Annotated in this window: 12 protein-coding genes; 3 read left to right on the top strand and 9 right to left on the bottom strand. The window is 65.9% G+C overall.

The genetic code is table 11. The annotated features are described in order from the left end of the window. Window positions 1–2 precede the first annotated feature (2 nt). The 4 genes from B2246_RS15845 to B2246_RS15830 form a co-directional block, all read right to left on the bottom strand. Window positions 3–938 (bottom strand): ABC transporter permease, encoded by a 936-nt coding sequence (locus B2246_RS15845; RefSeq protein ID WP_017513830.1) that lies wholly within the window; start codon window positions 936–938, stop codon window positions 3–5. Window positions 939–949: 11 nt separating this feature from the next. Continuing rightward, the gene (locus B2246_RS15840; protein ID WP_286881910.1) at window positions 950–2,539 is read right to left on the bottom strand and encodes an ABC transporter substrate-binding protein; all 1,590 of its coding nucleotides are present in this window, start codon (window positions 2,537–2,539) and stop codon (window positions 950–952) included. Between the two features lie 77 nt (window positions 2,540–2,616). Continuing rightward, complete coding sequence (locus B2246_RS15835; protein ID WP_008642565.1) at window positions 2,617–4,065, bottom strand: M81 family metallopeptidase; 1,449 nt, start codon at window positions 4,063–4,065, stop codon at window positions 2,617–2,619. An 82-nt stretch (window positions 4,066–4,147) separates the two neighbouring features. Then, the gene (locus tag B2246_RS15830) at window positions 4,148–5,305 is read right to left on the bottom strand and encodes an NAD(P)/FAD-dependent oxidoreductase (RefSeq protein ID WP_008642566.1); all 1,158 of its coding nucleotides are present in this window, start codon (window positions 5,303–5,305) and stop codon (window positions 4,148–4,150) included. 200 nt (window positions 5,306–5,505) lie between these two features. Between B2246_RS15830 and B2246_RS15825 the strand changes: the two genes are divergently transcribed. Then, entirely contained in the window at window positions 5,506–6,261 is a 756-nt protein-coding gene (locus B2246_RS15825) for a helix-turn-helix domain-containing protein (RefSeq protein ID WP_035883936.1), read from the top strand. A 46-nt stretch (window positions 6,262–6,307) separates the two neighbouring features. Here the strand turns inward: B2246_RS15825 and B2246_RS15820 are convergent, their stop codons facing one another. The 5 genes from B2246_RS15820 to B2246_RS15800 form a co-directional block, all read right to left on the bottom strand. Beyond that, on the bottom strand, window positions 6,308–6,751 hold the full coding sequence (locus tag B2246_RS15820; protein WP_286881911.1) for a cupin domain-containing protein: 444 nt from the start codon (window positions 6,749–6,751) through the stop codon (window positions 6,308–6,310). Window positions 6,752–6,900: 149 nt separating this feature from the next. Continuing rightward, window positions 6,901–7,581, bottom strand: a complete 681-nt coding sequence (locus B2246_RS15815; protein ID WP_286962696.1) for a DUF2894 domain-containing protein — start codon at window positions 7,579–7,581, stop codon at window positions 6,901–6,903. Then, on the bottom strand, window positions 7,574–8,239 hold the full coding sequence (locus B2246_RS15810) for an OmpA family protein (RefSeq protein WP_017514636.1): 666 nt from the start codon (window positions 8,237–8,239) through the stop codon (window positions 7,574–7,576). The genes B2246_RS15815 and B2246_RS15810 overlap by 8 nt, the downstream gene beginning before the upstream one ends. After that, complete coding sequence (locus tag B2246_RS15805; RefSeq protein WP_286962695.1) at window positions 8,236–11,091, bottom strand: DUF802 domain-containing protein; 2,856 nt, start codon at window positions 11,089–11,091, stop codon at window positions 8,236–8,238. Before B2246_RS15805 ends, B2246_RS15810 begins: the two co-directional genes overlap by 4 nt. 9 nt (window positions 11,092–11,100) lie before the next feature. Then, complete coding sequence (locus tag B2246_RS15800) at window positions 11,101–11,793, bottom strand: DUF3348 domain-containing protein (protein WP_286881915.1); 693 nt, start codon at window positions 11,791–11,793, stop codon at window positions 11,101–11,103. 477 nt (window positions 11,794–12,270) lie between these two features. On the opposite strand from B2246_RS15800, the gene B2246_RS15795 reads away from it, so the two are divergent. Further along, a complete protein-coding gene (locus B2246_RS15795) occupies window positions 12,271–12,918 on the top strand; it encodes a TetR/AcrR family transcriptional regulator (protein WP_186426652.1) in 648 nt (215 codons plus the stop codon). Between the two features lie 665 nt (window positions 12,919–13,583). After that, window positions 13,584–14,327 carry an enoyl-CoA hydratase-related protein gene (locus B2246_RS15790; RefSeq protein WP_214608532.1) on the top strand — a complete coding sequence of 248 codons (744 nt, stop codon included), beginning with the start codon at window positions 13,584–13,586 and terminating at the stop codon, window positions 14,325–14,327. The last annotated feature ends 4 nt before the right edge of the window (window positions 14,328–14,331 follow it).

Here is a 14,331-nt window from a genome sequence, read left to right as displayed (position 1 = left end):
GCTCAGTATTTGATGCGGGGATCGAACAGCCGGTAGCTGAGGTCGATCATCAGGTTGATCAGCACGTAGGCACCTGCCGAGAGCAGCAGCACGCTTTGGATGACCGGGTAGTCGTGGCGTTGCACCGAATCCACTACCAACCGGCCAACGCCGGGAATCGCGAACACGGTTTCGGTCACCACCACGCCACCGATCAGCAGCGCGATGCCGGTGCCGACCGTGGTCGCAATCGGAATGGCCGCGTTGCGTAGCGCATGGCCGAGCACCGGCAGCACACCGAGCCCCTTGGCGCGGGCGGTGCGGATGTAGTCTTCGTGCAGCACTTCCAGCACCGTGGCGCGCGTCATGCGGGTGATCAGGGCGATGTACACCAGCGCCAGGTTGACGCACGGCAGCACCAGGCTACGCAGCCAGCCCCCGGCGCCATCGGCCAGCCGGGCATAGCCCTGCACCGGAAACCACGGCAACTGGATTGCGAACGCATAGACCAGCAGGTAGCCCACCAGAAATACCGGGAGCGAGAACGCCAACACGGCGAACAGCATCACCAGCCGGTCGACCCAGCTGCCCGCGCGATAGGCCGCCAGCGTGCCCAGCGGCACCGATACCAGCAGCGTCAGCAGCATGGTCAGCGCGGCGATCGACAGCGTCGGCTCCAGCCGCTGGGCCAGCAGCTCGGTCACCGGCATCTGCGTGAAGATGGAGGTGCCCAGGTCTCCGCTGGCGAGCCGGCCGGCCCAGAGCCCGAACTGTTGCCACAGCGGCTGGTCGAGGCCCAGGGTGGCACGCAGGCGCGCGATGTCCTCGACGGTGGCAAGGTCGCCTGCGATCAGTGCCGCCGGGTCGCCCGGCGACAGGTGAATCAGCAGGAAGACCACGATGGCCACCACGGCCATCACCGGCAGCGTGGCCAGCAGGCGGCGGATCAGGTAACCCATGGCAGACTCGCTCAGCGATCAAGCGCCCAGACCGTGGGCACGCCGCCCCACAGCTTGTCCAGGCCCTTCAGATTGGCCCGCGCGGCGAACGCGGACGAGTACTGCCCGGCGTTCACGTACGGCACCGTTTCATAGGCGCGCTTCTGGAAGGCATCGAGCAGATCGCGCCGCTTGGCCGGCACCATCTCGCGCACCCATGCGCTGCGCAACTCGTCCAGCGGCTTGTCGCACGGCCAGCCGGGCAGGCTGTTGCCGCAGGCAGCGCTGAGGTAGGCGTTGGTGACCGGGGTGTTGACGTCGAACTCGCCGGCCACGGTCACGTACATGTTCCAGCCACCGGCATCCGGCGCGTCACGCTTGGCACGTCGCGCGCCGATCGAGGCCCAGTCCATGTTCTGCATGTCGACGTTGATGCCGATGCTGCGCATGGTCTGCGCGGCCATCAGCGCCTCGGCGTTCAGCGCGGTGATGTCGGTGGGCACCAGCAACACTACTTTTTCGCCCTTGTAGCCCGAGACCGCCAGCATCTGCTTGGCCTTGGCGACATCCGGCTTGCGGAAGGGTTCGGCGCCGGCGGCCGTGTCGTTGGGGCTGCCGCAAATGAAGAACGTGGCGCAGTAGTTCATGCGCATGTCCAGCGGGAAACCCATGGCCGCGGTGAAGCGCTCCTGGCTGACTGCCTGCAGCAGGGCCTGGCGTACCTTCGGATTGTTGAAGGGCGGGTGCAACTGGTTCATCACCAGCATTCCCTGGTAGGTGCCGCCAGAGCCGACCTTGAGGCTGTTATCGGCACGCAGCGGCGTGATGTAGTCCGGCGGCAGCTGCTCGATCAGGTCCACCTCGCCGCGCTTGAGGGCGGCGACGGCGCTGTTGGCGTCGGGGAGGTACAGCCATTCGATGCGATCGAAGTGGCTGGTCTTGTTGCCAGCCAGACCGCTTGGTGCTTCGCGGCGGCCCGTGTAGTTGGGATTGCGCACGAACACGGCCTTGTTGCCCGGTACCCATTCGTCACGCTTGAACAGATAGGGGCCGGAACCCACCACTTCGGTCAGCGGGGCGGTGGCCGGTTGCTTGGCCAGGCGTTCGGGCAGGATCACCGGCGGAAAGCCGGAGGGCTTGGCCAGCGCTTCCAGCACCAGCCCAAAGGGCTGCTGCAGCGTCAGCGTGAAGGTGCGCGCGTCGACGACCTTCCACTCGGCGCCGGCCTCGCCCATCGAGCGTCCCAGGCTGTCGCGCGCGCCCCAGCGCTGCAACGATGCCACGGCGTCCGCGGCGGTCACGGCGTTGCCATCGGAGAACTTCAGGCCGGGACGCAGCGTAAAGCTCCACTGCTTGCCGTCCTTGCTGCTGGTGTACTTCTCCACCATCTGCGGCTGCGGCTTGCCGGTCGCGTCCTGCGCGAACAGCGTGTCGTAGACCATATAGCCGAAGTTGCGCGTGATGTAGGCCGTGGTGAAGGTCGGGTCGAGGATCTTCAGGTCGGCGTGCGGCACGATCTTCAGCGTCCTGGCGGGGGCCTGTGCCTGTGCCTGCGCCGGCAGGCTGGTGCAGGCCAGCAACAGGGCGCCAATGACGAGCGTGGCGAGCGGTCGGTGTTGCATGTCTTGTCTCCTCCTTGTCTTGCTTTGTCCTGATGCTTGTCAGGTGTCTTGGTATTGGAGTCTCAGCGTCCCGTGAATCAGGCGGGATCGAGCGGCCACTTCGGGCGGTGAACTTTGCGGTAGGGCAGGGTGCGCAGGTCCAGCGTCACCGCGCCCGGCGCTCCGGCATAGATCACGTGGCGCGCGATCTTCGCGAAGGACGCGTAGAAGTGTTGCGACGACTTGACCACGATGATCTTTTTTGCGGCGAGGTCGCAGCCAAGCTGGGTAAAGAGATCGGTTCCCATGGCCTGGTTGCGCAGCGTGATCAGAACGATGTCGATGCCGTTGGCCTCCACGAGCGCGCTGTCGCCCATCTGCATGGGAGCGTTGGCCAGGCCGGTCATCACCATGTCGGGCATCAGCGCCTTGACCGTGCAATCCAGATCCAGCGGCTCGCCGGAGAGCGGGCTGATCTTGCCGCCGATGCGTAGCGGCAGGCGCGCGCCCACGCCGGCCTCGAACGCGATGCGTGCCGCGATCGGGTCCCACATTGGGCCGATGGCCGCATTGCCTATGCCGCGTTCGATCATGCGGCGCAGGATGAAGGTGGAGTCGCCCGCCGCGCCACCGCCCGGATTGTCCGCGCCATCCGCCAGCACCACCGGGCCACCGTCAAAGGCCAGTGCCTCGTCCAGTGCGGCGTCGATGCCGGGGTAGGGCACGTCGAGCGCCTCGCGCATGTCGATCAGTTCATCGGCCAGACGGCGTGCGAGCGTCTGGGCCGCGGTGGCGTCGCCGTCCGTGTAGACGAGCACCCTGGTGCCCATCTCGGGCACGTCGCCCCAGGAGAATCCGTGCGCGATCGAGATCGACAGCACGCCGTTGTGGCCTTCCAGTGCCTGGATGCGGTCGACGAAGCCACGCGCAGGCTGGCGCGACGTATGCACCGTGACGATCATGCCGCAGTCGACCACCGCCGGGACCGGACGGATCTTGCCCGCCGCCTTGGCCGCGCACAGGTCGACCAGTTCGATCGCGCGTTCGAGCACATCGGTGTGCGGGTACTCCTTGAAGGCGATCAGAAGATCGGCATGCGTGGTCATGGCGGGCGACAGGTGGCAGTGCGGATCGAGTTCCGCGCCGATCACCACATCGGGGCCGACAATGGCGCGCACCCGTTGCAGCAGGTCGCCTTCGCAGTCGTCGTAGCCGTCGGCGACCATGGCGCCGTGCAGGCCGAGCAGCACCATGTCCACCGGCAGCGCCGCGCGCAGATCGGCCAGCAGTTCCTCGCGCAGCGTTTCATAGGCGTGCCGCGTGGTGGTGCCGCTGGGCTGAGCGCCGGCAACCATGCCTTCCAGCAACGTCCAGCCGCGCTCCTTGCCGCGCAGGCGCGCGGCCCACAGCGGCCCGGAGAAGAAGGTCATCTGGTCCGGATGCTGGCCGGCCGGGAAGTAACCACGGTCGCGGAACGATGCGAGCCCGGTCGGCATCGGCGCGAAAGTATTGGTCTCGGTTGCTAGGGAAGCGCTGAACACACGCACGGCTGTCTCCTGGAGTCGTTGTTGTACCTGTCGTTGTGCTTTCGTTTCGTCTGCGTGTGGCCCGTGGATGCCGGGCCCGCTGCTATGAGGCCACTGTGCGGCGCAACCGCGCGGGCCCCAGCATTTCCGCGGTCAGCCCGAAGGACGCGGCGTGCGCGGGCACAGGCAGGCCACGCGCCAGCGCGGCGCAGGTCTCGCCCATGGCCGCGGACGTCTGGATGCCGTAGCCGCCTTGCGCAGCCACCCAGAAGAAGCCTGACGCGCGATCGTCGAAGCCACCGACCAGGTCGCCGTCCGCCACGAAGGAGCGCAGGCCGGCCCAGGTACGGGCGGGATGGCGGATCGTCAGCGTGGTGGCTTCCTCGATGCGGTGGATCGCCATTGCGATATCCAGTTCCTCGGGTTGCACGTCCTGCGGCTCGACCGGGTCGGCATTGGCCGGAGAGCCGAGCAACATGCCAGCGTCGGGCTTGATGTACCAGGATTCGTCGGCGCTATGCACCATGGGCCAGCCATGGCTGTCGATGCCGGCGGGCGGCTGGAAGACAAAGGCCGAGCGCCGGCAGGGCTGCAGGCCAAGCGGGGAGACGCCGGCCTGGCGCGCGATCACGTCGGCCCACGCACCGGCGGCATTCAGCACGACCGGCGCTTCGTAGACGGCATGTCCTGCTTCCACGCGCCAGACATCGCCATGACGCGTGATGGCGCGGACCTCAGCGTCGCAGACCAGCTTGCCACCCGCCTGACGCATGCCGCGCAGGTAGCCTTGATGGATCGCATGGACATCCATGTCGGCCGCGCCGGGCTCGTAGACCGCGCCGATCACCATCTCCGGGCGCAGCACGGGCACGCGTTCGCAAGCTTGCTGGGCGGTCAGCAGTTCGGCCTCGGGCGCCATCGCGCGCAGGATTTCCCAGTGCTCGTCGAGCAGGGCCTGCTGCCCGGGCGCGGCAACCATCAGCGCGCCGCGCGGCGTCAGCAGCGGATGCGTGGCAAAGCCCTGCGGCGGATTTGCGAGAAAGGCATGGCTGGCCATCGTCAGCGCGCGCACCTGAGGCGTGCCGTAGCTTTCCATGAACAGCGCGGCGGATCGGCCGGTGGAGTGATAGCCCGGCTGGCTTTCCCGCTCCAGCACGGTGACGCTGCCGTGCGGCGCGAGCCAGTACGCGACGGAGGCGCCGGCGATACCTGCGCCGATTACCAGAAAGTCAGAGCGGAGTGGGGCCGTGGTTGCAGTCATTGGCAAGGGGTGCTTGGGGACGTTGCACGCCGGCGCGAGGCGAGGCGCAGGCTCATGGGTCCAGCGAGTGTATTCAAGAATTTGCGAATACGCAAATTGCGGATACGCAAATTATCGGATAAATTGCGGATGCCAAGGGCATACCCCTACGCGGGGGGTGTGCCGGGCTCAACAACACGTCATCACGAAAGGATCCTGGCTTGAAAGAGACTAATGCCTCGGCGCACGTGGACCCGTCGCGCACGCTGGACCGGGAGACCTTCGGCAAGCGCCTGCGCGGCGCGCGCAAGGCGCTCGGCTGGACGCTGGCCCACCTTGCGGAGCTGTCCGGCGTATCCATCACCACTATCTCGCGCGCGGAGCGTGGCCAGCTTGCGCTCGGCTACGACAACTTCGCGGCCATTGGCAAAGCGCTGCAAATGGACATGGGCGAGATGTTCGCCGGAGCGGGGGAGACTGCGGCGCCGTTCCAGGGGCCCATCGTCACGCGTGCCAATCAGGGCGTGGTCTATACCGGCCAGTCGATTGCCTATGAGTTTCTCTGTACCGAGGCGGCCGGGAAACAGATGAGCCCGACGGTGGCCACCGTCCACGCGCGGCACATCACGGGGCCGGAGGTCTTTGCCAGCCACCCCGGCGAGGAGTTCATCTATGTGCTGAGCGGCGAAGTCGAGGTGCACTTCGCGAATGGCGAGTTCGTGCGAATGGCACGCGGGGATTCCTTGTACTTCGATGCCAGGCTGGGGCACGCCTATATCAGCGTCAGTCGGCAACTGGCACGTACCATTGGCGTGACCACCAGCGAGAGCCAGCAGATGCGCTCCGCTCAGGCGCTGCCGGCAGCGGCATCAGGCAAGGTAAAGGAGCGGACAGCGGTGGCCGCTCCGGGCGCGAAGGCCGTCAGCGGCAAACGTGCAGGCACCGCCGCGAAACGGGCGGTGAAGATCAAGCGTTGATCCATCCATTCGGGCGGCTGCCGCGCGATCACGCGGCCTCGGCCTGTCATCCCGGAATCGTCACGCCGCACTCCTGCGCCACCGCATGGAGCTTTTCCAGATCGGGCGGGCCCGGAGGGACGGTCTCGTCAATGCGCGAGAAGAGATGCGAGGCATTGCCGCCGTGGCTGGTGACGGAGATCATCTCGCCCCCGCCGGTACCGAAGCGGAACGAGTGCGTCGTGCCGGCTGGAATATGGACGAACGTGCCGACCGGTGCCGCGAAGACCTGATCGCCATAGCCGATCTCGACACTGCCCCTGGTGACGTAGAACGATTCGTCCCAGTCATGGCTATGTGGCGGCGGCCCACTGCCTTCCTCGCCATGCTGCAGGAACACCTCGTAGCCCTGCGTGGCGGCACTCGAGGCCAGCACCGTGATTTTCTCGCCCACGACGTTGAGCGGGCGTGCGTACGCGTCCGGGGTCACTACAAAGGGCTCTGGTTTCATGGCTCGCTACCCAGTCGGTCAGGAATCGGATGACTCGGTACTGCGAGAGTGACTATGCGCGTGTCGCGGTGCTGCTCTGTGCGGTTGCGCACAGACGGAGCAATGGTGATTGCCGGTACGACAAGCCGACGCCTTGCGCGCCGGCCCTTTCAGACGTTGCCGCTTCCCGTCTTGCCCGATTTGGCGCGTGCCCTGCGGTCGGGCACCAGCGAGATGGGGTGCATCCCCTCGAGCCACGACAGTGCATCGACATACGACAGGAACTGTTCCAGATACCCGGGCGACACCTCGCGCATCAGTGACAGTGACCGATGCACCAGATGGTTCGTATTCAGCGGCCCGGCGTTCTCGGGCACACCCGCCTGCGACTGGCGCATTTGCCGGTCGACACTGACGCGAGCCCAGGTGTCGCGGAAGTAGTCGGCCAGTTCTGGCTCGACGGGGGCGGCGCGCTGCGGGATGAGGGCGTTTGGTGTGTGAGTGTGAACGTGAGCGTGGGTGGTGGTGGCCGCGGCGGCTGGCTGCGTATGCTGGCCGAGGCGCTCCCTGAGCGCCGCGAGTTCCGCGAGGGCGTCGAGCCGTTGCGACTGTGCCTCTGGCTGCGCTACCTCGTCCGACGCGCTCGCATTGCCTGCCAGCATCTCCCCGTATTCCGCCACCAGCCTGGCTACCCGCGCATCGAGCAGACGGCCAGCTTCGCCGCTATAGCCGGACGCGCGTTGCGCCATCGTCTCGATAAAGCGAAAGCGGACGGGGTCTGCACGGTCTGCGCCGTTGTCGCGCCAGCCGTCGAGCAGGGTAAGGGGATCGAGCGGGCCGTCGTTATGCATGGGGTTTCGTGGTCCCGGCACCGGCTCCGGCCCCGGCAGATACCCTCGGCACTGGCGCGATTTCCACGCGCCGGTTCTTCGCCCGGCTTTCCTCTGTGGCATTCGACGCGACCGGCTGCTGCGAGCCGAATGCCGCCGAGAAGATCGAAGCCGGGGGGAGGCCCGCTTCGATCAGCGCGCGGGTGACGGTCAGCGCCCGCTGGGCCGACAGTTCCAGGTTGTCGGCAAATCGCCGGTTGCCTTCCCTGACCTGCTGGTCGTCGGTGAAACCGCTGACCATCAGGATTTCGTCGCGCGCGCCCAGATAGGCCGACAGCGGCGCGGCAAGGCTTTTGAGCAGCGCGCGGCCTTCCGGCTGCAACTGGTCGGAATTCAGCGCGAACAGCACATTGCCGCTGATGCCGATGCGCCCGTCCTTGAGCGTGACCCGGCCAGCCGCCAGCGGCCCGGCGAGCGCTTCCTCCAGCGTCTGGCGTCGCTTCAGTTCCTCTTGCCGCTGCTTGACCTCGTTCTCGAGCCGTGCCGACAGTTCCATCTGCACGCCAATCACGCCCAGCAGCACCAGCACGAAGGCGCCCAGCATGACCGACATCAGGTCACCGAACACCGCCCAGGCCGGGACGGTGGGCTCCGCGCCGGCGTCGAAATCGTCCGTCATGCCGCCTCGGCTCCTGCCTGCTGCGCGGAGAACTGCTGCAGGTTCTCAAGGATCTGCTTCTGCGACAGCATGCTCAGGTCCACCACCTCGCGGGCCTGCGCCACGTAGTAGGCCAACTGCTCGTCGCTACGCGTCATCGACTTGTCGAGCGCGGCCTCGATGCGGGTGAGGTGCTCCGCCAGCTTGTCATTCGATGCGCTGAACACCTGTACCGCCATACCGAAGGCTTCGCCCAGGCTCGCCACTTCGACGGCACCGCCCGTGACCTGTGCCGCGATGCCATCGAGCTTGCCGGTCTCCTGCGCCACCTGCTCGGTGAAGCGCGTGCCGACGCGCTCCAGCAGGTCCGCCGTAGTCGTGACGAGCCCATCCACGGCCGCACGTTGCTCGGTGGAGGCGTGATTCACGGCATCGAGCAGCGTGCCGAGCGTTTCGAGCAGACGCCCACGCTCCTCAAGCATTGCGTTGTCGCGCGCCATGCCGTCGGTGAGCTTCTGGCGCAGTTCGGCGATGACGTCGGCGGCGGCCTTGGGTGCCTCGGTCGCGATCTGCGCCAGGCGGGCCACTTCAGCGATGGTGCCGTTGGCCTGCTCCTGCGTGTGCGTGGCGATGTCGTTGGCGGTCCGGGCGAGGGTGTCGCGGATCTCCCGCTGATGCTCGGCCGATTGCGTGCTCGCTTGTTGCCATTCATCGCGCATGGTGGCGGCCATGGTGGCCAGCGTGTCACGCCACGCCGCAAGGCGCTGTTCGTCGCGCGAGGCCAGTTCCGATTGCAGCGTGGACGCGGCCTGCAACAGGCGATCGATTTCAGCAACCGTGCCGGAGGCGTGCGTCTGCGCGTGAGCGGCGATATCGCGCGCGCTTTGCGTCAGGGCATCGCGGACATCCTGCTGATGAACGGCCGATTGCGAGCTTGCCTGCTGCCACTCATTGCGCATGGTGACGGCCATGTCGGCCAGTGTGTCGCGCCACGCGGCGAGCCGCTGTTCGTCACGCGCGGCCAGTTCCGATTGCTGCGTGGTTGTGGTTTGCAGAAGCCGGTCGATTTCGGCAAGCGTGCCGGTGGTGTGAGCCTGGGCGTGCGTGGCGATGTCGCGCGCGCTTTGCGTCAGGGCATCGCGGACAGCCTGCTGATGAGCGGCCGATTGCGAGCTGGCTCGTTGCCACTCATCGCGCATGGTGACGGCCATGTCGGCCAGTGTGTCGCGCCACGCGGCGAGGCGCTGTTCGTCACGTGCGGCCAGTTCCGATTGCCGCGTGGTCGTGGTCTGCAGTAGGCGGTCGATCTCGGCAAGCGTGCAGGTCGCGTGAGCCTCGGCGTGCGTGGCGATGTCGCGCGCACTTTGCGCCAGGGCATCGCGAACGGCCTGCTGGTCAGTGGCCGATTGCGTGCTGGCCCGTTGCCACTCGTCGCGCATGGTGGCGGCCATGGCTGCCAGCGTGTCGCGCCACGCGGCAAGCCGCGTTTCATCGCGTTCGGCTAGCGCCGTCTGGCGCTCCGTTTCCTGTGCCGCCAGTTGGGATTGCAAGTTGGCGTGCGACTGGCTGACCGTACCCGCGATGTCGGCGGCGTGCTGCGAGAAGGCGGCTGAGGCGTCGGTCATCGCCTGGTGGTTGGCGCTGGCGAGCGATTCGCCCGTATGTTCGAGGCGCGACAGCGCGGCATCCCACGTTCTGGCGGCGTCGGCGGCGGCCGTGTCGAGGCGCGTGCCGATGCCGTCGACCAGCGCCGTCGAGCGTTGCGCGAAGGTTTCGCCGAAGCCGTCGAGCGATGCGCGCAGGTCTGACGTCAGAGAGGCGTTCACCTGCTGGTGTTCGGCGAGCGCCTGACGCCATGTGTCGGCCACGGCGGTAGTGGTGGCGTCGAAGCGGGTGGAGAGGTCGTCCAGATGCTGTCGCACGGTCTGCGTGACGGTGTCGCGCATGGTGGAGGCTTCGCGGGCGAGGCCGGTCATGGTGGTGTCGACGGCTGGCTGGATCGCCGCGCTGGCGGCCCGGGCGCTGTCCGCGATGCCTTCCTTCAGCGACTGCCCGACGGTATCGGCCAGCCGCGCGTAGGCTGCTTCGGTCCGCGTATGGAACGCATCCTGGCTGGCCGACAGACGCTCGCCGAGCGCTTCGTTCTGGCGGGCCATCGTCGTGGCCATGGTTTCCAGTCGATCCACCAGCGTGGGCATCAGTTCGGCCTGGCGTTGCAACAGCGCGAAGACCGTGTCGTGCTGGTGATGGCGCGAATGCGCGCGCAGCGTGGTGGCGATGCGCTCGTCCAGCATCTGCGCCGCTTGCACGCGCTCGCGGCGGGCAAGCGTCGAAAGCAACCCGAGCATGGCCGAGGTGGCTACGCCAGCCACAGACGTCCCAAAGGCGAAGCCAAGACCCTTGACCGGAGCCGCCAGCGAAGCGCGGATCGCCTGCAGGTCGGCGGCGCTTTCCAGCGCCACGCCGGTGCTGCGTAGCGTGCCGACCATGCCGAGGAAGGTGCCGAGCATCCCCAGCAGCACCAGCAGGCCGACCAGATACGGCGTCATCGACGGTCCAGGAAGCGCAACGCGCTCGCCCTCCACGCGCAGGCGTACCGCATTGCGCAGGCTGGGATGCAGGCTGTCGAGCCACGCGCCGAGGCTGGTCGGCGGCGCGGCCAGGTTGGCAAGCGCGACGGGCAGGGTAGCCGTGGCCTGGCGGTAGCGGCGCAGTTCGAACGCGCCGCCCACGTAAAACCCGCCAATGAGCAGTGTGACGGCCAGCGCCAGCGCATTCGTGCCCGCGTAGCCGGCGCCGACCCAGCCGACGACGGCGAGGCCAGCCAGGAAGACAACGAGTGGCGCGACGAGCGATGTGAGGTGTCTGTTCATATAGTTCGATCAGATGTCGCGCAGGGCGGCGAGCAGGGCGTCCACGGGCTGGAATCGGATTTCCAGCTCGGCCAGCAGTACGCTCTGCATGTCCCTGCGAAATACAGTTAGCCACGCGCCCTCGGTGTCGCGCAGCCGTGTGAAATGCGGTTCCAGCATCCCCGGCACTGCGGCAAGCACGGCCTGTTCGCGCGCGCCGAGTACCTGTTCCATGACGGCATCCAGCATGGCCAGCCGGGCTGCCTGCGGCGTGCGCGACGTCAGTGCAGCCCGCAGCCGCCCGCGCAGACCGGCGATTTCGCGTTCCATCTGCTGCTGCAACGCGATATAGCGCTGGCGATGGACGGCGAAGTCGGCCTCGGCAGGATCGGGCGCCGCCGTCCGCGTCGGCATCCGGCGGCGGCTGTCGGACGACATGCCTTGCCCGGTAATCGCGGCGGTCAGCATGGCGCGCAAATGGGTGCCAGCGGCGTCGCCGATGCCCCGTTCGCTACCCGCACGCGCCGGTGCGCCGGACGGCATTTCCGGCGGACTGCCGTTGAGCGCGGCCGACAGCGCGATGGCGTCGGTCCAGCCAAGCCACCGGCTCATCACGGCGGACAGCGACGGCACGGCGCCGGCGGCGTCGGTCTCGGTCAGGCGCGCCAGCACGCGCAGCAGTTTCGGGCCGCTGAAACCCGTGCGCTGTGGCACTTGCGTCATGTCGGCAGGATGGGAAAAAGGGGGGAGTTTACACGGTCGCGGCTATGGCGGACGCGGCGCCGGGAGGCGGGTTGCCATTTATCACAGCGCAGTGGCTGGGGTGATGGGCGATTTGGTGATTGACGGGGCAGCGCCGGGAGGGGGGCCGTTCGCCAACACGACCAACGACGCCTCGCTGCCAGAACTCGCGCAGTTCCTGTGTCCGCAGGGCGGAAAGCCAAACGCGGAGGCGCGTGATAAACACGAGGATGATTGGCGTCACAGCACTTCGCCCATGTCCGTTTGCCGCAGGGGTACCTGACAAAGGAGCAGGGCAGACGGGACGTGAGACCAGGATCCTCCGATCTCACGCTGGCAGGGGTGGGCTGGGGGGGCGCACGATGGCTGGAAGCTCAAAATAAACAAACGATCGTATACTGATAAGATCGTGGACATGTGGATTGTCCAGTTTCACGATTTTCCCGAGGACCATTCATCATGGCGCGCACTTTCGGATCGAACGGCGCTAAGACCGTCGAATCCCTGAAGAAGGAAGCAACCAGGCTCATCTACGAGCATGGCTTTGAAGGCATGAATCTTCGCATGCTGGCTGAGGCTGTCGGCATCCAGCCTGGGTCGTTGTACAACCACATTTCGAACAAGCAGGATCTGCTCCATATCTTGCTTAACGATGTCATGGAGGAATTGCTGGAGGGCGTCGAAGCTGCGTTGATGGGCAGCGCGACACCGCGTGAGGCACTGATGCGATTCATCGCGTTCCATATTCAGTTCCACGCCGAGCGCAAGGAAGACGTATTTATCGGCAATGCCGAGCTGCGCAGTCTTGAGCCTGCGAACTTCAAAGCCATTGCCGCAAAGCGCGAAAAATACGAGACCTATCTCAACGACATCTTCGACGCTGGCACCAGGCAGGGCCAGTTCCACATTGCCGACACCAAAGTCGCGACATACGCAACGATTGCCATGCTTACGGGGGTCTGTACCTGGTATCGCCCGGGCGGCCGTCATTCGATCGGGTCACTCGTCGAGATCTATACGTCGATGGTCATGAACGGGATAGACAACCCCGGTCAGGCGCCTGAACCTGTGCCTGCGAGGAAAGCGACTCGTCCACGCAAGGGCTGAAAGCAGCTATGTTGGGTGATGCCGATGGAAGGGCCTTCCTCGTGCCCTATACGTTGTCGCGCTGCATCGGACCCCGGCTAGACCTTGTCCATCATTCGAAACACGGCTCAATATCGCCAGGAGCGTGTGAATCCGTGGCGCAACGGTGAGCCTGTTCACTGACGGTTCCGATGGAATGAAGGCGCCACTACCGCCGATGGCGGCTTCCCGATCGCTAACCACCCGGGAGCGCCGCGCCTCCGTCGGCAGCAACGATTTCGTCGCAGGCAATGGCCGGCAACAAGCCTCCTCCGGCCGTCGCGCCATCCACCGCGACTGATTAATTTCCGAACTCTGCCCCATCTTCCCGGTGACCGTATTCCTGACCGGGCCCTTGCACTCTGAAGAATGCTTGTCCGTCTCATCGTTTATCCCTATATGGCGAGGATATACAAACGAACGTACGTTAGTATAGTATCTGCCGTGCGGATGAGACGTGAGGTTGTCCGCCGATTGACGGGCTAGAGAGCGGCGAGGTTGGAGGGCGGGCCGACCGCTTCATGCCCTGTCAGCACACAGACAAACGAAACCACTGTTTTGCTGCTTGGGGGACTGGAGGGATGTCATCAGAGATTTGGTCGACCGATGCGTCTGGCGACCTTCAGATTCATACCGACGAGAGAGGTGTGGCAACGGTCATCCTGAATCGGCCGGATCACCGCAATGCTCTCTCGATGGCGTTGATTCGTGCACTGCACCGGGCCGCAATCGCGCTCGAGTCGCGCGACGGAGTGCGGGTTGTTGTGCTTGCCGGCTCGGGGGGCATCTTCTGTTCCGGTGGAGATCTGGAATGGATGCGCGACATTCTTGATCAGTCCGACGAGAAGAAGGCCGAAGACGCGCTGGAGTTGGCGCACATGCTCGATGCATTCCACCGTCTCAACAAGCCGGTGATTGCGCGGGTCCAAGGCGGTGCGTATGGCGGTGGAGTCGGTCTGATGTCAGTGGCTGACATTGTGATTGCCGCAAACGATGTCACATTTGCGTTGGCGGAGGTACGCCTTGGTGTGATCCCCGCAACGATCGCCCCCTACGTGATCGCTCGCACCGGTGTTGCCCAGGGGCGCTCGCTCATGGTAACCGGACGCCCGATCGACGCAACGGATGCCCAGCGCATCGGTCTGGTAGATATTGTTTGCGATGCGGCCTCCTTGGGCGAGGCCCTGGAACGGGAAGTGGCGACTGCACTGACCACGGCACCCGGCAGTGCGGGTCACATCAAGCGACTTCTATCCGGATTCTCGCAACAGCCACACACGCATTTCCAGCCATGTATCGACGAGCTGGTCTCGGTCTGGAACTCCAGCGAGGCTGCCGAAGGTGTTGCTGCCTTCCTGCAGAAACGTAAGCCGGTCTGGCTAAGCCGATAGGGTG

The sequence above is a fragment of the Cupriavidus sp. UBA2010 genome (genome assembly GCF_002335265.1).
GTDB classification, from domain to species: Bacteria; Pseudomonadota; Gammaproteobacteria; order Burkholderiales; family Burkholderiaceae; genus Cupriavidus; species Cupriavidus metallidurans.
Note: the sequence above shows the minus strand (reverse complement) of the source record. Positions and strands in the feature narration are given on the sequence as shown.